This is a genomic window from Dolichospermum lemmermannii CS-548 (assembly GCF_028330815.1).
In the GTDB taxonomy this organism is placed as follows: domain Bacteria; phylum Cyanobacteriota; class Cyanobacteriia; order Cyanobacteriales; family Nostocaceae; genus Dolichospermum; species Dolichospermum lemmermannii.
The window spans coordinates 41819-59931 of record NZ_JAQMTJ010000294.1 but is presented as its reverse complement, the minus strand read 5'-3'; the positions used below and the strand labels follow the sequence as shown (position 1 = coordinate 59931).

24 protein-coding genes and 1 pseudogene are annotated in these 18113 nt (G+C 36.3%); 12 read left to right on the top strand and 13 right to left on the bottom strand.

Going from position 1 to position 18113, the window contains the following annotated elements:
* The first annotated feature begins 144 nt into the window (after window positions 1-144).
* From PN450_RS20715 to PN450_RS20690, 6 genes are all read left to right on the top strand, one after another.
* Entirely contained in the window at window positions 145-585 is a 441-nt protein-coding gene (locus PN450_RS20715; protein ID WP_271837412.1) for a DUF6932 family protein, read from the top strand.
* Between the two features lie 75 nt (window positions 586-660).
* Entirely contained in the window at window positions 661-1095 is a 435-nt protein-coding gene (locus tag PN450_RS20710; protein ID WP_190385965.1) for a helix-turn-helix domain-containing protein, read from the top strand.
* 132 nt (window positions 1096-1227) lie between these two features.
* Window positions 1228-1500, top strand: a complete 273-nt coding sequence (locus tag PN450_RS20705) for a hypothetical protein (protein WP_027403473.1) — start codon at window positions 1228-1230, stop codon at window positions 1498-1500.
* Entirely contained in the window at window positions 1500-1952 is a 453-nt protein-coding gene (locus PN450_RS20700; RefSeq protein ID WP_271837411.1) for a type II toxin-antitoxin system VapC family toxin, read from the top strand. The genes PN450_RS20705 and PN450_RS20700 overlap by 1 nt, the downstream gene beginning before the upstream one ends.
* Window positions 1953-1958: 6 nt before the next feature.
* Entirely contained in the window at window positions 1959-2177 is a 219-nt protein-coding gene (locus tag PN450_RS20695) for a hypothetical protein (protein WP_271837410.1), read from the top strand.
* Window positions 2178-2365: 188 nt separating this feature from the next.
* Window positions 2366-2596 (top strand): type II toxin-antitoxin system HicB family antitoxin, encoded by a 231-nt coding sequence (locus PN450_RS20690; protein WP_271837409.1) that lies wholly within the window; start codon window positions 2366-2368, stop codon window positions 2594-2596.
* A 260-nt stretch (window positions 2597-2856) separates the two neighbouring features.
* On the opposite strand, the gene frr is transcribed toward PN450_RS20690, so the two are convergent.
* The 4 genes and pseudogenes from frr to PN450_RS20670 all read right to left on the bottom strand — a co-directional run bounded on the left by frr (window position 2857) and on the right by PN450_RS20670 (window position 4776).
* Window positions 2857-3405: a ribosome recycling factor gene (frr, locus tag PN450_RS20685; RefSeq protein ID WP_015081366.1), complete on the bottom strand. Its 549-nt coding sequence runs from the start codon at window positions 3403-3405 to the stop codon at window positions 2857-2859.
* On the bottom strand, window positions 3392-4120 hold the full coding sequence (pyrH, locus tag PN450_RS20680; protein ID WP_015081365.1) for a UMP kinase: 729 nt from the start codon (window positions 4118-4120) through the stop codon (window positions 3392-3394). The genes frr and pyrH overlap by 14 nt, the downstream gene beginning before the upstream one ends.
* 274 nt (window positions 4121-4394) lie before the next feature.
* Window positions 4395-4559, bottom strand: a pseudogene (locus PN450_RS20675) (thioredoxin family protein); the annotation flags it as partial.
* Window positions 4560-4608: 49 nt separating this feature from the next.
* Window positions 4609-4776: a hypothetical protein gene (locus PN450_RS20670; protein ID WP_168204419.1), complete on the bottom strand. Its 168-nt coding sequence runs from the start codon at window positions 4774-4776 to the stop codon at window positions 4609-4611.
* Between the two features lie 76 nt (window positions 4777-4852).
* Between PN450_RS20670 and PN450_RS20665 the strand changes: the two genes are divergently transcribed.
* Both PN450_RS20665 and PN450_RS20660 read left to right on the top strand, forming a co-directional pair.
* On the top strand, window positions 4853-5032 hold the full coding sequence (locus PN450_RS20665) for a transposase (RefSeq protein WP_233467018.1): 180 nt from the start codon (window positions 4853-4855) through the stop codon (window positions 5030-5032).
* Window positions 5033-5264: 232 nt separating this feature from the next.
* Window positions 5265-6200 carry an alpha/beta fold hydrolase gene (locus PN450_RS20660; RefSeq protein WP_271837408.1) on the top strand — a complete coding sequence of 312 codons (936 nt, stop codon included), beginning with the start codon at window positions 5265-5267 and terminating at the stop codon, window positions 6198-6200.
* Window positions 6201-6706: 506 nt separating this feature from the next.
* Here PN450_RS20660 and PN450_RS20655 read toward each other — a convergent pair.
* The 3 genes from PN450_RS20655 to PN450_RS20645 form a co-directional block, all read right to left on the bottom strand.
* A complete protein-coding gene (locus PN450_RS20655; RefSeq protein ID WP_271837407.1) occupies window positions 6707-6868 on the bottom strand; it encodes a hypothetical protein in 162 nt (53 codons plus the stop codon).
* Between the two features lie 360 nt (window positions 6869-7228).
* Window positions 7229-7438 (bottom strand): hypothetical protein, encoded by a 210-nt coding sequence (locus tag PN450_RS20650; protein WP_271837406.1) that lies wholly within the window; start codon window positions 7436-7438, stop codon window positions 7229-7231.
* Window positions 7439-7744: 306 nt separating this feature from the next.
* Window positions 7745-7930, bottom strand: a complete 186-nt coding sequence (locus PN450_RS20645) for a hypothetical protein (protein ID WP_148762441.1) — start codon at window positions 7928-7930, stop codon at window positions 7745-7747.
* A gap of 559 nt (window positions 7931-8489) precedes the next feature.
* Between PN450_RS20645 and PN450_RS20640 the strand changes: the two genes are divergently transcribed.
* On the top strand, window positions 8490-8657 hold the full coding sequence (locus tag PN450_RS20640) for a hypothetical protein (protein ID WP_168204421.1): 168 nt from the start codon (window positions 8490-8492) through the stop codon (window positions 8655-8657).
* A 210-nt stretch (window positions 8658-8867) separates the two neighbouring features.
* Here the strand turns inward: PN450_RS20640 and PN450_RS20635 are convergent, their stop codons facing one another.
* The 5 genes from PN450_RS20635 to PN450_RS20615 all read right to left on the bottom strand — a co-directional run bounded on the left by PN450_RS20635 (window position 8868) and on the right by PN450_RS20615 (window position 15039).
* Window positions 8868-9155, bottom strand: a complete 288-nt coding sequence (locus PN450_RS20635; RefSeq protein ID WP_271837405.1) for a hypothetical protein — start codon at window positions 9153-9155, stop codon at window positions 8868-8870.
* Between the two features lie 71 nt (window positions 9156-9226).
* Window positions 9227-11395, bottom strand: coding sequence for a peptidase domain-containing ABC transporter (locus tag PN450_RS20630; protein WP_271837404.1), 2169 nt, complete (start codon window positions 11393-11395; stop codon window positions 9227-9229).
* A gap of 122 nt (window positions 11396-11517) precedes the next feature.
* Window positions 11518-13026, bottom strand: coding sequence for a putative HlyD family type I secretion protein (locus PN450_RS20625; RefSeq protein WP_271837403.1), 1509 nt, complete (start codon window positions 13024-13026; stop codon window positions 11518-11520).
* Between the two features lie 608 nt (window positions 13027-13634).
* Window positions 13635-13997: a CTB family bacteriocin gene (locus tag PN450_RS20620; protein ID WP_271837402.1), complete on the bottom strand. Its 363-nt coding sequence runs from the start codon at window positions 13995-13997 to the stop codon at window positions 13635-13637.
* A gap of 334 nt (window positions 13998-14331) precedes the next feature.
* Window positions 14332-15039 carry a diacylglycerol/polyprenol kinase family protein gene (locus PN450_RS20615; RefSeq protein ID WP_271837401.1) on the bottom strand — a complete coding sequence of 236 codons (708 nt, stop codon included), beginning with the start codon at window positions 15037-15039 and terminating at the stop codon, window positions 14332-14334.
* Between the two features lie 51 nt (window positions 15040-15090).
* On the opposite strand from PN450_RS20615, the gene yidD reads away from it, so the two are divergent.
* Window positions 15091-15336 (top strand): membrane protein insertion efficiency factor YidD, encoded by a 246-nt coding sequence (gene yidD / locus PN450_RS20610; protein ID WP_148762448.1) that lies wholly within the window; start codon window positions 15091-15093, stop codon window positions 15334-15336.
* A gap of 341 nt (window positions 15337-15677) precedes the next feature.
* On the opposite strand, the gene PN450_RS20605 is transcribed toward yidD, so the two are convergent.
* Window positions 15678-15851 (bottom strand): hypothetical protein, encoded by a 174-nt coding sequence (locus PN450_RS20605; protein ID WP_271837400.1) that lies wholly within the window; start codon window positions 15849-15851, stop codon window positions 15678-15680.
* 66 nt (window positions 15852-15917) lie between these two features.
* On the opposite strand from PN450_RS20605, the gene PN450_RS20600 reads away from it, so the two are divergent.
* Complete coding sequence (locus PN450_RS20600) at window positions 15918-16874, top strand: RNA-guided endonuclease InsQ/TnpB family protein (protein ID WP_271837399.1); 957 nt, start codon at window positions 15918-15920, stop codon at window positions 16872-16874.
* Between the two features lie 277 nt (window positions 16875-17151).
* A complete protein-coding gene (locus PN450_RS20595; RefSeq protein ID WP_271837398.1) occupies window positions 17152-17847 on the top strand; it encodes a M15 family metallopeptidase in 696 nt (231 codons plus the stop codon).
* The last annotated feature ends 266 nt before the right edge of the window (window positions 17848-18113 follow it).

Here is an 18113-nt window from a genome sequence, read left to right as displayed (position 1 = left end):
AGCCCGCTTTTTTTATGGGTAAATTTTCCATCAGAGTAGACACAACAAAAAAATTGTGTTATCATTAAACTAGTAAAGAAAACCAATAAAGAAAACCAAGGAAACAGGAACGCTTATGTACAATTTAATTAATAAGGAACGCTTATGTACACTGTACCAAAGTTCGAGCAAAATGGAAACTTACCTGCTGGTATTCATCTTTCCACCTGGGAGGAAATCAAAGATGTTCTAGCTTTTAATGAACGTCGTCAACAGCTTTTGGAAGGTATGAAAAGAGTTAGTGAAATATTAAAACAAGCAGGATGTAGTCGAATTTATATTGGTGGTAGTTTTGTTACTAGAAAAACCTATCCAAACGATTTTGACCTTCTATGGGATGATAAGAGTGTAAATTTTAAAATCTTACAATCTTTAGATATAAATTTATTTGATGCTGGCAGAAATAAAAGATCAGCACAAAAAAAGACTTATGGAGGTGAAATTTTTCAAGCTTATCTTTATGCCAATGATTATGAAACTTTTATTGAATATTTTCAAAAAGACAATAATCTTAATCATAGAGGGATAATTGCAATAGATTTGTAGAAAATTAACCAAAGAATATTACTCTAACTTGGGTAATATTCTCACCAAAATTAAGAGTAAAAAAGGAAGTTGACTATGATTTTAAATGAACGCCAATATATGATTACTAAAGCTCAGATTAAAAAATTTCAATTAGCAGTAGAAAATCTGGAAAAAAAAGTACCCCCACAAGATAATGAAAATGAAAAGTTACGACATCAATCATATCTAGGTTCACTTAATGGTGAAATAGAAGAACTATTAGAACAAGTGGAGGAATATGAAAACCTCAAATCAAGGAAAATAGATAGGTTGGAATGTAAGTCTTTAGAAGAATTACCAGAAGCACTTATTAAAGCACGGATTTTTCGTGGTTTAACTCAGGGACAATTAGCAGAACTTTTAAATGTGAAGGAACAACAGGTGCAACGTGATGAGGCTAATGAATATGCTAATTCTAGTTTCACAAAAATTTTGAAAGTTCAACGTGCGTTGGATATTGAGATTAGAGAGGAAGTAATTTTTAAATAACTTTCTCAACGTCTGATTACAATTTTGTATAAATAAATTTTGTAAATAAAAATTATTTATCTATAGTCTGATGTACTTGTAAAATATTCCAATATCAAAAATTATATTAATTGTAATTAGGAGGTCAAGACTATGAACTCTCTTGAATTAAGACAAAAAATCGAACAAAATTTATTAACTATTTCACCAGAAAATTTGAAATTTATTGATGAATTTGTGGAATTTATTAAATATAAACAAGAAACAAGTTTATCAGAAAAAACTAACTATAAGCCAGCTTCAGGACGTTCAATTTTACGTCATGCTGGTACGTGGGTAGGAGACGACTTGGAAGAATGTCTGAAGTTAGTCTCTGAAACTAGAGGTAAAGTGAAAATTAATAATCGTATTAATCCTTTTGAGTGATGTATCTTTTAGACACTAATCATTGTAGTTTAATTTTTCTGAAAAATCAGACGGTTCTGGATTATATACAGGAAGTTGGAGAAACCGATATAGCTACTACTATCATAACAGTAGGTGAGCTAACTTATATGGCAGAAAATTCTAGTTATAAGGAAGAAAATTTAACTCGTATTGAGCAATTTATCGCAGATATTAGAATTTATTATGTAGATGATGTAACTGCTAAAATTTATGGACAAATAAAAGCAGGATTAATTAACAAATTTGGACCAAAGCAAAAAACTAAACGGCAAACGACTAAAATCACTCAATTAGGTTTTGATGAAAATGATCTTTGGATAGCAGCAATAGCAATTCGTAATCAATTAACATTAGTTTCTGCTGATACTGATTTTATCAGAATCCAAACTGTAATTGGTTTTTCTTTGGAGAATTGGAGAAATAATCAATAAATAATTATGAATGCACGTCTTCAGGACAACAGCATGATCATTATATCTAATTTAGATATAAACTTATTAGATGCTGGTAAGAATAAAAGATTGTCACAAAAGAAAATCTATGGAGGTGAAATTTTTCCTGCATCAGCTTGTGCTAACTATTATAATACTTTTTTAGAATCTTTTCAAAAAGATAAGAACATGAATAATAGAGGAATAGTTGCCATAGATTTGTAGAATATTAAACAAAGAATATTACTCTAATTTGGGTAATATTCTCACCAAAATTAAGAGTAAAAAAGGAAGTTGACTATGATTTTAAATATACCGGAAAAAGATGGAGATGATGCTCCGTTATATTTAGAAAAAAACATTCAGCGGGTGCTGAAAAAGCTGGAAGAACTAGAAAATAAGGAAGGTGAAGAATGATTTATCACTACAGCATGGTAATTCAATGGTCCCAAGAGGATCAACTTTTTTTAGTTCACTTACCTGAATTTCCCTGGCAACAGTTTCATACACATGGTAAAACTTACGAAGAAGCTGCTAGAAATGGTCAGGAAGTAATTGAGGCTTTTGTTGAGATGCTTACTCAAGAAAATCAAGTATTACCAGAACCCCGAATGCTTCCTACAAAAGCGTTGCAAGTTGCCTAGTTCAGTGTAAAAAGTATAGTTGCATTTTGACATTATAACCGTTAAAATGCCTGTAAATAATTGTAATTCAGTGTTATTCCCCATAATAAAAAATTATGAAAACATTCACTATTGGTCATTCCAATCATACAATTGAAACATTTATCAAACTCCTGACTCGGTGACTTCTAACTTCTAGAATAGAGGAAGAGGGAAAGCGGGGGCAAAGAGAAATAAAAATTACAATCCTCTTGCCTTTTGCCTTTTACCTCTTGCCTTTTTTAGACGGTGGTGATCTCTTTTTCCTTTTCTACAAGCAAGTGGTCGATTTTTTCTGTATGCTTGTTGGTCAGTTTTTGGAGTTTGTCTTGTTGATCTCGTGATTCATCTTCGGAGATTTCTGCACTTTTTTCCTGTTTGCGAATGGAATCGTTAGCATCACGACGGATATTGCGAATTGCTACACGACCTTCTTCTGCGTACTTAGCCGCAAGTTTGACAAATTCTTTACGGCGATCGCTAGTTAGAGGGGGAATATTCAACCGAATCACACTACCGTCGTTACTGGGAGTTAAGCCTACATCCGACAGAGAGATAGCTTTTTCAATGATATTCAAGCTGCCCTTATCGTAGGGCTGAATCAGGATGGTTGAAGAATCTGGTGTGCTAATATTTGTCAGTGCTTTTAGGGAAGTTGGTGTACCGTAATACTCCACTTGTACCTTGTCCAATAAACTCGCATTGGCGCGACCAGTACGAATTGTATTAAAAGCCCGTTGAGTGGACTCAACGGTTTTTTGCATCATGCTCTCAGCTTCAGCTAATTTCACAAGAACCTCCCACAAGAGTGCCAATGGATTCTCCCATGACTGCCCGGTGGATGTTACCTCGCACCGTTAGGTCAAATACTAAAATAGGGAGATTATTTTCTTTACATAGAGCAATTGCGGTACTATCCATGACTCGCAAATCTTTAGCCAAAACGTGGGCGTAAGTAAGAGTAATAAAACGCTTGGCCTCAGGATGGAGTTTGGGGTCAGCATCGTAAATGCCGTCTACTTTAGTAGCTTTAAAAATCACGTCTGCTTCAATTTCTGCTGCTCGTAAGGCCGCAGTCGTATCTGTGGTAAAAAAGGGATTACCAGAACCAGCCCCAAAAATTACCACCCGTCCTTTTTCAAGGTGACGGATGGCACGACGGCGAATGTATGGTTCTGCTAGTTCTTGCATAGCAATGGCGGTTTGTACCCTTGTCTGAATTCCCATCCGTTCTAGGGAATCTTGCAGGGTCATGGCGTTCATGACTGTGGCAATCATGCCGATATAGTCAGCGGTTGCCCGATCCATACCTGCTGATGCTGCTTTAATGCCTCGAAAAATATTGCCACCACCAACAACGATGGCCACCTGGACACCAGTGGCTATCACCTCTCCTATTTCCTTGGCTATTCCCTCGACCACTTCTGGATCAATGCCGTAGCCCAAGTTGCCCATTAAGGCTTCACCGCTCAGTTTAAGTAAAACCCGTCGGTAATTCGTTCCCATGAAGTTCTGCTTTATCAAAAAAGTTGCAATTGCCTCCAATTTAAGATAGCAGGACAGTGACTATCTGTCTCTATTTAGGTTGCCTGTTATTTATATAAAGTTCCAATTTGTTCGGTTTGGGCTGGCTGTATTTGCTAATCTTGCAATAAACAAGTATACTCAACACAACTTAATTATTTGATTTAAGCGGGTAGGAGTTTAGCAATGCTAAACCCCTACAAATCTAGGTTTTTCGTGATTTTACAAAAGTCCATGTCCCAACCGTTTTGAGTATAATCGCATTTCTTAAATAATCCACTCCCTGTGCTGATGCTGTTTGGGTGTGTTCATCTATTTGCCCTTGATAGCGAATAATCCCATCGCTATCTATCAAAAAGGCTGTAGGTGGACTAATTACACCAAAGCTGCGGGTAACATCTTGAGTTGAGTCCCACATATAGTTATGGGTAGAAACAGCTTGATAATTCCTACCCATAACTATCCATATATTACTGTTTGTCCAAGTCTTCAATAAGTTGATCAACAAAATCCCTCAACCGTTGCTGCCAGTCAGGGACGGCTTTAATTTTTTCCCTGACTCCAGGTAAAACCTTAAATTGCAAAGGTGATTTATCGTACGCTACCTGATTTTGTGGTTTAAATTTAATCCGAGGCATTGCCAAATCCTAATATGTCTGATATACTAGATATCATAGCACAACATTGAAGGTCGAATCAAGTGAACTAATCCTTGTGGATCGGGTTTTCCCCAGTTCTCAAATATGCTCTAACTGCGGCAATCATCGTCATAAAATGCCATTAAAAAGCCGCGTTTATGTTTGTCCTGATTGTGGACATACAGAGGATCGTGACCTCAACGCAGCTAAGAATATTGACCGATGGTTTGCGGATATTTTTATCCCTGTAGCGTAGCGGTTCCTTTTAGGAACTACGGTCAGAAACGGTAAGTTCTACCGAGATAGCCTGTGGAGCGGACAAACCTCTTAGAAGTCATTCTAAGACCGTGATTAAACAGGAAATAAGCACTAAGGTTATCGCTGTCCAGATGTGTCTAGACTTTGGTAATTTTGGGTAAGTTTTATAGAACGGAAATTTAACTGATGACGCTCGGCAAAAACTTTCATTTATTAATATTGCATTTACCATGAAAACTTCTCCAAAAACCTGGATTTGGCAAGATTTCTCTATTTGTTACCAAACTCAAGGTACTACTGGACCTGCTGTGATCTTGATTCATGGTTTTGGTGCGTCATGGTTACATTGGCGCAAAAACATTCCAGCCTTAGCGGCAAATTGCCGAGTTTATGCGATTGATTTAATTGGCTTTGGTGGTTCAGCTAAACCCACACCAGGGGAAAAAATTAGTTATACCCTAGAAACTTGGGGACAACAAGTAGCAGATTTTTGTCGGGAAGTGGTAGGTGAACCTGCATTTTTAGTAGGTAATTCTATTGGTTGTATTGTGGCTATGCAAGCGGCGGTAATTAACCCGGATATGGCTTTGGGAACTGCTTTGCTTAACTGTTCTTTGCGGTTATTACATGATCGTAAACGCGTAAATTTACCTTGGCTAAAGCGATTTGGTACGCCAATTCTCCAAAATTTCTTGGCGATTAAACCAATAGGTGATTTCTTTTTCAATCGCCTAGCTCAACCACAAACAGTTAAAAAGATTCTTTTACAGGCTTATGCTAACGGGGAAACGGTGACAGATGAGTTAGTTGACATTTTGATGATACCAGCAAAAGATCCTGGGGCTGCTGCTGTATTTTTGGCGTTCACTGCTTATTCTAGTGGTCCTTTACCGGAAGACTTATTACCTAGATTATCTTGTCCGGTAATTATTTTATGGGGAACGGCTGACCCTTGGGAAGCTATTGATTTAGGCCAAGAGTTAGCCAATTTTCCCCAAGTTCAAAAGTTTATTCCTTTAGAAGGTGTGGGACATTGTCCTCAAGATGAAGCTCCTGATTTAGTTAATCCTATTTTACAGGATTGGATTATTGATCAATATCAATCTATCCGTTCTATAAAACTTACCCAAAATTACCAAAGTCTAGACACATCTGGACAGCGATAATCCTAGTGTTTATTTCCTGTTTAATCACGGTCTTAGAATGACTTCTAAGAGGTTTGTCCGCTCCACAGGCTATCTCGGTAGAACTTACCGTTTCTGACCGTAGTTCCTAAAAGGAACTGTCTTTTTAAAACACCTATCCCATGCTTGGCGTAAATCAGCTAACGCCTTCTGAGGGACATTTTTGCTAACTTCGTAATACCAGGCGGATTCAGATTTAATCTCAGCAACTAACTTTTTATGCGGGTCAATCGCTGAGGGAAGTTTAAGTTTTTCGCCTTCTCTGGGAGTAGCTAAGATATCTATAACTTGAGCATTTGCCCATGCTTAGTTTATAAAGGTATTTTCGATCAATGTAATCATTCTATGGTTATAAACTAATAATTAGAATTTCCATTGTTTGACGTATATATATTTAATTTTTGTCTGTTCAAAAAACTCACTCAAAAACTGATTATTTTTGAATGAGCTATATGAGTATTAAAATATAAATGAATTGGGCTAACTTATTACCAGCGACGGCGGGGTCTCCAGCCCCAACCACCACCCCAGCGACGGCGGGGGGATCCCCAGCCACCACCACGACCAGATAGAAGCTGTTGTTCTTCTATGGATAGTTCTACAACTAAATCAGATGGAATATTTTGAGATGGAATATTTTGGTTTGACATAATAATTGTTAACCTCAATTAATTTTTATTAGGCTTCGGACAACCATGCTTCTTTTATAAAGATATTTATCACTAATTTAATGATTCTATAGTTATAAATATTAGTTTATAATTTATATCTTTTGATTCACATAAATAAGTTTATTTTCTAACTATAGATAGGCTATGGCAATTTTAAAGTGCCATGTAAAAAAAGGTGAGAGGAGAAAGTTACGCCCGAATTTTGGCATAAGATACTGTTGATATTTGATATCAAGCAAGTTATCTGAAAATTTCTCCTCACCCTATAACTACAAGGTTAGAAAACTAAGACTATTAAGAATAGCTCAGTCTATAGACTTTACCCACTAAAAAAGAGTATTAACAATTTGGCATAGAGTTCGATTCAGGATAGTTCTCATCCCTTTCAGAAGCTGGATATTGATCATATTTTTGGGAGTCGCAACCACATTTTTGTTTTTTAGGTTTACAAGAAGGAGGAGGTGATTGGTAACATCCCCCAGATAAAAGTTGTTGTTCTTCTGCGGATAGTTCTACAAATAATTCAAATTTGGTATTCTGATTAAACATGATTATTAGCCTCCGTTAGTTAATAGGATCGATATGATTCAGTTCTAATCCTTTTATAAGCTTTATCTGAATATTTTTAATGATTCCCTAGTTAGAAATTAATAATCATAATTTCTATCTTTTGATTTATATATTAATTTTTAATGATTGAAAGTATAAATACATCAAAATCATCACAGTATTTATAAATAAATATTTAATATTTCTCTGTTACAAGAAACTCCCTCAAAAATAATCAATTTTTGAGGAAGCTATATATTTATTAAACTCTACTGAATAATTGCCGAGTTGATGAGATTAGCTGTATCATTCTTCCTCACTCATATTTTCATTATCACCACGACCTCCATCTCTATCTCTATCTCTATCGTCAGATTTCGGACAAACCCAATAGCATTTCTTGTAACATTTTTTCCTTCCTCCAGATAAAAATTCCTGTTCTTCGGTGGATAATTCGACAAGTAAATTAGATTGAATGACTTGATTTGACATGATTATTAGCCTCAATAAATAGTTGGAGTTTACACACTTAAATAAACGAAAGTATTATCTATGTGCGATCCTATCTTCTATTTATAAATCTATTGTGAGAGAATTAAATTCTCCTGAAGTTATAAATAAACGAACTAAAAGTATGAATTACCATCTCATACTTTTAGCTGAACTAAATTATAGTTAATTCCATAAAAAATGCGTTTTTCGTGAACATTATTCCTATATTAAGTGTTGATATTATATATTTATAATGACAATGCAAAATAGATATATTATCTAACTTTAGAAGCATGATTTTCTCATACATGAATGTCACAAGTGTTGAATCCTGCAATAAAACTTTACAATCTTTGCGTTTTACCCAGGTAAAATTCATTGTCTATTGAGAATAGAGTCATTAATTGATCAAATTTGGTATCACCAATACCAATGCACAACTTGGACACAATCCTCAAAATCTTAACATTCAACACTTCTGCATGAATGTTATATTTGAATTGTTAACTGGTTTACCAGCTAATGCTAATTAAATCAGTGTTAAGAATGAAGCAGAGTGATGTCAGTTAATACGATTCAATCTGATTTACTTTTTGATTTATCTACAGAGGAACAACAACTTATATCTGGAGGTAAAGAAGGAACAATAAGGGCTAATGGTAGGTTTCGCTACGGTGGTAGAAGTTATCCAGCTACTATCAATGTAAGAGTTACTGGTCTACCTTAATAAACCATAGATTTTCATCGAGTTTTCAGTTCTTTGTTAATCAATTTATAGTCTAATTCCCACTGCGGAGTTGGACTTTTTTAATCATTAAAAATAAACCAAACTACCAATTTAAAAATCAATAGTTATTTATTAACTCAGACAAAAAAATGTAGAGCAGAAAATAAAGCTGTCCCTACAAGAAAATATTTAAATTTAAATCTGGCTATGTTATGAAAATAAATTACTTAACTTATCAGCGCTAGAACTAATAGTTATTAACCCAAAAGTAAAAGAAAGTGCCATAGTAATTTGGGATAATTTATATTTGCTAGTTTGTGAGTTAGAGTCACCTGAGGCGAGTTTTAAATCACTTTTTCCTTCAGTTTCTAAATCAGTTTTTTGGAAGAATAATTTACCTTCACTGAATAAACCTAACATGGGAAATATTTGCCCACCAACTACAGATTCTTGTTCTGTATCGGAAAGATATCTAAATAATTGAGTATTTTTCGGCATATTATTACTCCTTACATAAGTAATTAGGTTTGGCTAAAGAATAGGAAAATAAAAACTTTGACAATATTCATTTATACAGTTAAAAACTGTAAATGCTCTCCGGGTTTTGAGAGGAATGTCTGCGGAGTCCCTTGAATTTGTACTTGACCTTTTTCGATGAGAACAATCCAATTAGCACGATGAATGACGCTAGGACGATGGGTAATTAAAATTGTGGTTTTACCTGTACGATGTTCCAAAAGCCGATCTAGAACATGAGCTTCACTCATGGGGTCTAGTCCGGCGGTAGCTTCATCTAAAATGAGTATAGGTGGATTTGTGAGAATTCCGCGAGCGATCGCTAATCTTTGTCTTTGTCCCCCAGAAAGATTTGCACCAAACTCCCCTAATACGGTTTGATATTTATTCGGTAATTGACTGATAAAACCATCTGCATCAGCAATATCACAAGCTTGAACTATGTCTTCAAAAGAAATATTAGGTGTACCTAAACGGAAGTTTTCCAAAATTGTCCGACTCCAAAAATGAGGTTCTTGGGGAACATAAACTACTTGCTGTCGGTAACAATCTAAAGCAATATCTTGGATATTAAAAAAACCAATGCGAATATTACCAGAATCTGGGACATATAAACCAGCTAATAATTTAGCTAAAGTGCTTTTACCACAGCCAGATTTACCAATTAAAGCAATAGTTTTTCCTCCAGGAAGCTGAAGAGAAAAATCATCTAACAAGTCAATTCTACCTGCGTGATGAAATTGAAGATGAGAGCAATTAATATCTGCCACACTAGAAATTTGTGCAGTTGGCTTTTGACTTCCTCCCACCACTTCCGGTGTCGCATCAATAACTTCTAATAATCGAGAAACTGCTGTTTGGGAACGAAAATATTCATCAACAAAGCCAACTAATGAGTTGATTAAAGCTAAAACATTGACTTGCAAAGTATTAAAAGCTAACATTTGTCCAATGCTTAAATTGCCTTTAATTACTAACATACTCCCCAATCCTAACAAGATAACACCACCAATTGTAGATATAATTTTAGCAATAGTCCCGTTGATAATTGCTATTTGAACCGTACTAAAAGCCAGATTTGCTAGACGACCAAACCGACTTTGAAACTCATCCCAAAATTGAGGAGCAGCATTTGTAGTTTTAATTACCTGTGCGCCCTTAAATGTTTCGACTAAAACACCTTGATTTTCTGCTCCTAAAACTAAGAGGCTGCGGGTTTTTTGCTGAAGAATTGGTAAAAAAGGTAAGGTTGATAAAGTCATAAAAGCAGCAATTAATAAAACTGCTATTGTTAATTGCCAGCTATAAAATAACATTAAGCAAAAAGAAATCACAGCAATAAAAAATTGGCTGGGTAAAACAATCACAATCTGGGATACTAATTGGTTAATTTCGCCAATATCTCGCAGTCGGCTAGTAATTTCCCCACTGCGACGAGATTCATAATAATTTAAGGGTAATTGCAGTAGTTTACGACCAAATTCCAAGACTAAACCCAATTGTAATCTTTGCCCAAAATGAGAAATCATTAAGGCTTGAAATACTTGTAAACCTCCACTAAATAAACTCATAACTATGACTGCGGAAACTACAACAGTGAGTAATTGCACATCTCCACGCACGAGAACATCATCTGTCAATAATTGAATTAAAACAGGAGTTCCTAAAGCTAGTAAACCCAGGACAATATTAATCATTAAAACCTGAGTTAATAAACCACGAAATGGTAAAATCCGGTAAAAAAACCGCGTGATACCACCTTTTGATTGTTCTTGGGGTTGTTCAAAAAAGCGGTCTGAATCTGGCTCTAATAAGAGCATTACGCCATTCCAAGCATTGGTTAATTCTTCTTTGGTCAGATAACGAAGTCCCACAGCCGGATCGGCAATAACGTATTTTTTGCCTTTTTTACCATATAAAACCACCCAATGATAGCCTTGCCAATGGATAATTGCAGGTAATGTAATTTCTGTAATTCTGTCTATGATTTCTGGAGAAGCTTTGACCGCTCTAGCATTGAAACCAAGATTTTCTGAACCTCGTTTTAAACCTAATAATGTTGTTCCTAATTGTCCAGTCCCCACAGCTTCTCGGCTTTTAATCATGCTTAAAAAGCGTCCATAGTGCTTGGTAATAGAAACTAAACAAGCTGCCCCACAGTCTTCTTCACTTAACTGTAAAGTACACTGATAATTTTGATGATTTTTAAAGATATTGAACATAATTATCCAAAAAAGTTTAGTAGGTTGAGTTGACGATAGGAAACCCAACTTTATGCAAGTCTTTGTTCTATTGTGCTGTTTTGTCGGGTTGTGCTATTACTTAACCAAACCTCAATCCTTATTTATAAATTGGTGATTAATTTACTTTTTCTGAGAATAAATTGCATGATAGTTTCTTGACGAGAAATAATGTCCGCGCGTCCTTCCATACCAGATTTGAGATCACATACATGATTTCCTTTTGCTAAAAATAGATTTTGTGGTTCAATATTTATTTGATAAGTAGCTACCTGGGGTGTGCTAATAATTGAATTATTTTGGGGAATTGCTAGGACATCTGCTCCAATTGTTTTTACAATTCCCTTGAGAGTTCCATAGTCTGGATAGGGACAAGCTGAAACCTGCATTTGTACTATTTGTCCAGGTTTTACTTTGTCAATATCTTTAGCAGAAACTTGAGCTTTAATGATTAAAGGAGCATCCACAGGAGCAATTTGAGCAAGAGCTTCACTGAGTTGTACAACCTGTCCAGGATTGCGAAGTTTGAGCTGCATGAGTGTGCCATTAGCTGGGGAACGAATCACACTTTTATTTAACTCATTGTCTAACTGTTGTAATTCTTGATGAGTGCGAATCTGTTGTTTTTGTAATTCTAACCGTTGCTGAATTAATGTTTCTCGTTCTTTTTTTAAAGCGGCTAAATTGTTTTCACCTCTGGCTTTTTCCTGCCTAATTCTTTCTAAGGCAATTGTCACATTTGCATTACTGGGATTAACGGCAATTTTGGCTTTTTGTAAGTTGACTTGGGCTAATTTAACAGCTTGTTCTTTTTCTTCTTGGAGATTTTTAGTGCTAGATTTAGCTTGTTCCAATTTGGCTTGAGCCGATTTAACAGCTTGTTCTTTTTCTTCAACTAAATTGCGAGATATTGCTCCTGATGTAACTATACTCTGTAAGCGATCGCGCTGTAAAGTAGCCAGTTTTAATGCTGCTTCTGCTTCTTCTACAGTAGCTATTAATACCCTTTCTTTTTGTAATCTTGCTAGTTGCTCATTTGCTAAATTTATCGCTATTTTAGCTTGTGTCATTTCCGCACCAGCTTTAATTTGCTGATCGTTATAGTTGCGCTTAGTTCCAGCCAATTCAGCTTGTACAGCTATAATTGTCCGCTCATTTAAGTTGGTTTGAGAAATTATTTGAGTATTGACCTGATTAATTTGAGCATCAATTTGAATAAGTTGTAATTGACTTTGCTGGATAGTATTTTGCAGTTGTCTTTTTTGAGATTGCAGTTGGGAGTCATCAATATAAGCAATTATTTCTCCCTTATTTACTAGCTGATCTTCTTTAACGACAATTCTTTTCACAGTTCCCGTCATGCCAGATTCAACTAACCGTAATTCTCCCAATGGTCGGATAGTTGCAGGGACTTTAACTGTGATGTTGTAATAGAGGACAGAAGTAAGACTCACAGCCACTACAAACATACTAATCATTACCCCCCCACCGATATGAATCCATTTACCGATATGGGGGAGAAACTCATTAGCTTCTAGTATATGCAAATCCTTTGTAGTCAAGTTATTTAAATTATAGTGAGAATTGTTATTTTGACTCTGTAAGGAGTTCACGGTATTACACCTTTGATTAGGACTAAAATAGTCTCACCTAAGATAGAAATTACTACTATCATGCAGCCGAAAAGTAACTATCTTAGGTAATAAATTGACAGCAATAAAAACAATTAAATTTCTCTATTCACATTGTGAAAATTAATTTGATCATCGGTTATAATTTAGTGAAGGGGGTAGAGATGGTTATGCCCTAGTTGTGGGAATTATCCTTCTCAAATCTTCGATGCGGATTAAGCGTGAAGAAAATGGGGGAGAAGAATCAAACTTTCTCAAAGTCCTCACTTACGTTGAGCAAGTTATTGTCATCTCCTCTGACCCCCTTTGTTGTCTAAAAAAGTTGTTGACTAGCAGTGCAGAGTGGCGAAAATAAGTAACCATTAAAAATCCTTAAAAAGCTGGTGTAATTTGCTTTTTTAGTTTTTAATTCTTAATTTTCAATACCACTCTGCGGTACTAGTACAACACGGCGTAAATAAAATGACCATTAAAAGCTGCGAAAATTTGACTGATTGCAAGGCTTAAAAATGGTTCATTCACTTACGCCGCAGTGTACTAGTTTAGTGCTGCTTTGACATTGGGCAAATTATAGGCTTAGAGTCCCGTATTTACTGAATAACCGTACCAGTTGCACCTAATGTTCCAATTGCAGCTCTAGGTCCAGGAGCTGCGACTGGGGCTGTAATTGCAGCATCAGTTGGTAGCACTGCTGGACCTAAAGCCCCTACACCAGCAGGAAGGTCTGCACCTAAACCTAAGAAATCTTGTCCCGCAGTCAATATGGTATTAGACTTACCTGCGGAGTTAGCACTACTACCTTGAGGACCGGAGACACTTGTTCCCATTAAAAGTGATCCTTTGTTAGCATAGTTACTAGCAGCTAGTTCAAAGTCAGCCCCACCAGTCACTATTTCTTGTTGCTGATCAGATAAAGCAACAATTAAATCGGATGCGTTGATTTGATTTAACACAATTATTAGCCTCACTTACGTAATTAGGTGTTCCATCACCTAACAACTCAACTATAAGCATTGTTGCCTAAGAATTCATAAACCTACGGGTAGAAAATAAAGTTTGCAAATTTACCTCTAAAAGTAGAGACAAAATAGTTTTTAATTACTAGAATAGTATTATTAAAAGATTAATCCTAGCTCACATAAAATCTGCACAATGTATATTTGTTGTTTTTACAGAAAACTCTGAATATATGAATTTATTCGGATTTCTACTCAACAGAAAATTAAATATCTATGTTTTTAGATATCTCTAATTTCAGAAAAATCATTTTGCTAGATCAGGAATTATTCAGTAATTAGAGAGTAACTGATTTAACAAATAAGCACAGGTAGCACTACCGATAGGAACTGTTAAATTATCTATGCCCAAAAAAGAAAAGGCTTCTAAAATCGTGGCGATTACGGCGACAATTAAGGAAACCATCCAAGTTTGCCAAATATTACCTTGAGTAACCAGTAAAAGAGTTACACAAATAAAATAACTAATTAAAGTCACTGTTAAAGAACCTTCCCAGCTTTTTTGAGAACCAAAAACCACATATTTATGTTTACCAAACCGTTTCCCAATTAAAGCAGCTAATCCATCTCCCCAAGCCATAGTCATAATTCCTAAAACAGCATATTGGGGTTGGTGTAAATACCAAAAAATACCCACTAAAACACCTATACTCACAGCATAGAAAAATGTTCCTAAACTTTGACGACCGACACTATTAATACCAGGAAGAATAGGGAATTGATAAGATAACAAGGTGATAATACCCGCAAAAATTGCCGCAGTAATTCCCACAAAAGAGGGAATATCTAACCACCAAGCAATTAAAATTACGTTACCTGTGCCAATATGCACGATTTTACGAATGATTTCCGGTTCACTATCAGTAAAACGACTAACTACCCAAGCAATGCAGATAATTAATCCTACCCAAGCCGCAGCGGGGGCAATTTGCAGCGACAATGGGGAAAGGTTTTCTAAGCTGAGGAATGTGTTAAACAATGAGGGAATAGAGGTATTTTTAACTTTAATTCTACTTTATGAGCTTTGGACATGAAAATATTATTGATTTGGCTAATTAAGGGTTATCGCTTCTTTATTTCTCCCCTGTTTCCCCCGACTTGTCGCTTTCAACCTACTTGTTCCATGTATGCAATTCAAGCTATTGAACGGTTTGGGGTATTTCGGGGTAGTTGGATGGCTATCATGCGGATTTTACGCTGTCATCCTTTTCATCCAGGAGGTTATGATCCTGTTCCAGATGTGAAAGAAAAATCTTGTTGTCAGCATGAAGAGTGAACACGGATTTAAGGGATTACTGGATTACACGGATAGTTTTTTGGGAATTTCTGATTCAGAATATGATTTTATCGGGCTTCCCCTCGCTTCGCTAACACGCTCCAGGCGCAGAGTCTCATAGAGTCAAAGGTTGAAAACATAGAATTTCACAAGCGTGACAGTTTTGCTTACATCCCCACCCTCAATGTACTCATAGGGTGGGGATGTAAGCAAGTCAATAACGAAACATCCTGAAAATGTTTTTTACTGTAAGTAAAAGAATTTTGAGGATAGTTGAGTTTTTGACAACTATATTTTATTTATTCCAAATTATCAATGTATTTCTCGACTAATTCGCGTATCTAGCCGCCATAAGTCTGTAACCGTGGTTTTATTTTGTCTATTTGTTCAGCTATCTCTTTCTTGAGAGTAACACTAACCTTGACTCTTGATGCTTCATACTTAGCCGGATAAGCCCTAGTTTTATCGGCATTTCGTTGTTGCCATTCTTGATGTTTTTTATCTATCATTTTCATTGACAACCTAAGCTCTTGGATTATATAATAGTAGTATATTATCAAAGAGGATGGAGGTAATAGTTAATGGCGTTACGGAGAGCGACTTTCCGACTATATCCTAATAAACAAGTCAATGAAATGTTGCACTACCACCGCCAACTTCATAAAGATTTGTACAACGCTGCTATATCCAATCGGATTACTTCATATAAAAGGTTTGGTAAATCTGTTTCTTACCTTGAGCAACAGAATTGTTTACCGGATTTCAAAGAAGTCTGGATAGAATATAAAGTAATTAATTCCCAAGCATTACAAGCCACATTAAAACGGGTTGATTTTGCTTTTCAAAGGTTTTTTAAGGGACTAGGGAAGTACCCTAGATTCAAGCCAATCCGTCATTATTCTGGTTGGACTTATCCATCTTTTACAGGCTGGAAAGTACACAGTACAGGTGATAACGGCTATTTAGAATTGTCAAAGATTGGTCAAATTAAAATGCGAGGTCAAGCTAGACTTTGGGGGCATCCTAAAGCTTTGGATATCGTTAACCGCAATGGTCAATGGTATGCTTCCATCGTCTTAGAAATTGATGATATTTTGTTAAAGAATAGCCGCAAAACTGATAATGGTGTTATGGCAATTGATTTAGGTTGTAATGATGCAATTGCTTGGACAAATGGTGAAGAAAATGGTTTAGTACCTGCACCTCGTTTTTTCCGGTCATCTGAAAAAAAGAATCAGCAATTAGGTAAGTCGAAACGTCGAAAACGTTCTCCTAATTTCAACAGTTCGGCTTCGCTCACTGTTGACCCTGAGCGAAGCCGAAGGGTCAAAAAGAAAGTTAAGGCTTCTAGAAGGTGGAAGAAAGTTCAGAAGTTAGTTAGTAAACTTTCGAGAAAAGTTGCTAACCAACGTCAGAACTTTGTTCACCAAGAAACTACACGAATAATCAGCGGTAATAGCACGGTAGTTACTGAAAAATTACAAGTCAAAAACATGAGTGCCAAAGCTTTGAATATGGTTGCTTTATTTACGCCGTGATGTACTAGTACAATACGGCGTAAGTTAAGCAACCATTAAAAATCCCTGAAAAGCTTATACCATCTGCTTTTTAATTTTTAATTTTTAATTTTTAATTCCGCCCTGCGGTACTAGCCTCTCAGACGTGGATGATTCTAGCTCTACTTCAAACACCAGCAAACGCAAGAACGCTGGAAGTATGAAGCAACTGGGTCGTGCGAAGCGTCAAAAATCTCAGGCTCCGCTAGGGGATGTAGAAACCCCTGGCTCAAACGAAGTTAGCCAGGGGTAGTTCATAATGCGACCTTATTACCAAATCCCCATTATTGAATGTGGTGAACCTTTAGTTAAAATTCCTCTGGAATTGTTTGCGGTGGCATCTCCTCACCCTTATCAAAAGTTAGGTGCTAATTATGGCGGAAATTCACCTTATTACTTGCGTCAAAGTGTTGTTGAAAATTTAATTCAGGCGCAAAATCATTTACAATTACTACATCCCCATTGGTCTATTCAAATATTCGATGCTTATCGGCCTGTGGCTGTCCAGCAATTTATGGTAGATTACAGCTTTGGGGAAGCGTTGCGAGAACGGGGTTTGACGGAAAAGGAATTATTACCCCAGCAACGGGAAGATGTATGGACAGCGGTTTATGAAATTTGGGCTGTACCCAGTTTAGATATGAAAACCCCTCCTCCCCACAGTACGGGGGCTGCGGTGGATATTACTCTAGTCAATGATGTTGGGGTAATTGTGGATATGGGTTCACCCATTGATGAGATGTCCGAGCGATCGCATCCAGACTATTATATTCATAGTCATCAAGGCTATAATACTAACCGGCAATTATTACGGGATGTAATGTTAAAAGCTGGATTTCAACGCAATCCTAGAGAATGGTGGCATTTTTCTTTTGGTGATCAAATGTGGGCTTGGTTATATAATCAATCTCATCCCGAAACTGTGATGACAGCCCGTTATGGACGATTAAGTTAAATGAATTTATGTTTCGCGCAATCTCTAAGAGAGATCCCGCCGGGTAGGCACAAAGGAGCAAAGACGCAAAGTTTGATATTTTCAATAGGTTGTGTTATAATTCTTGCTGATGCTAGTAGTCTGTCAAATTTATTTTGACGGGTTTTTGGTAGTGCGGGCATCTTGCCCGCGTGATCGAGACGCTTACAGTACAGGCATCTTGCCCGCGTGATCGAGACGCTTACAGTACAGGCATCTTGCCCGCGTGATCGAGACGCTTACAGTAC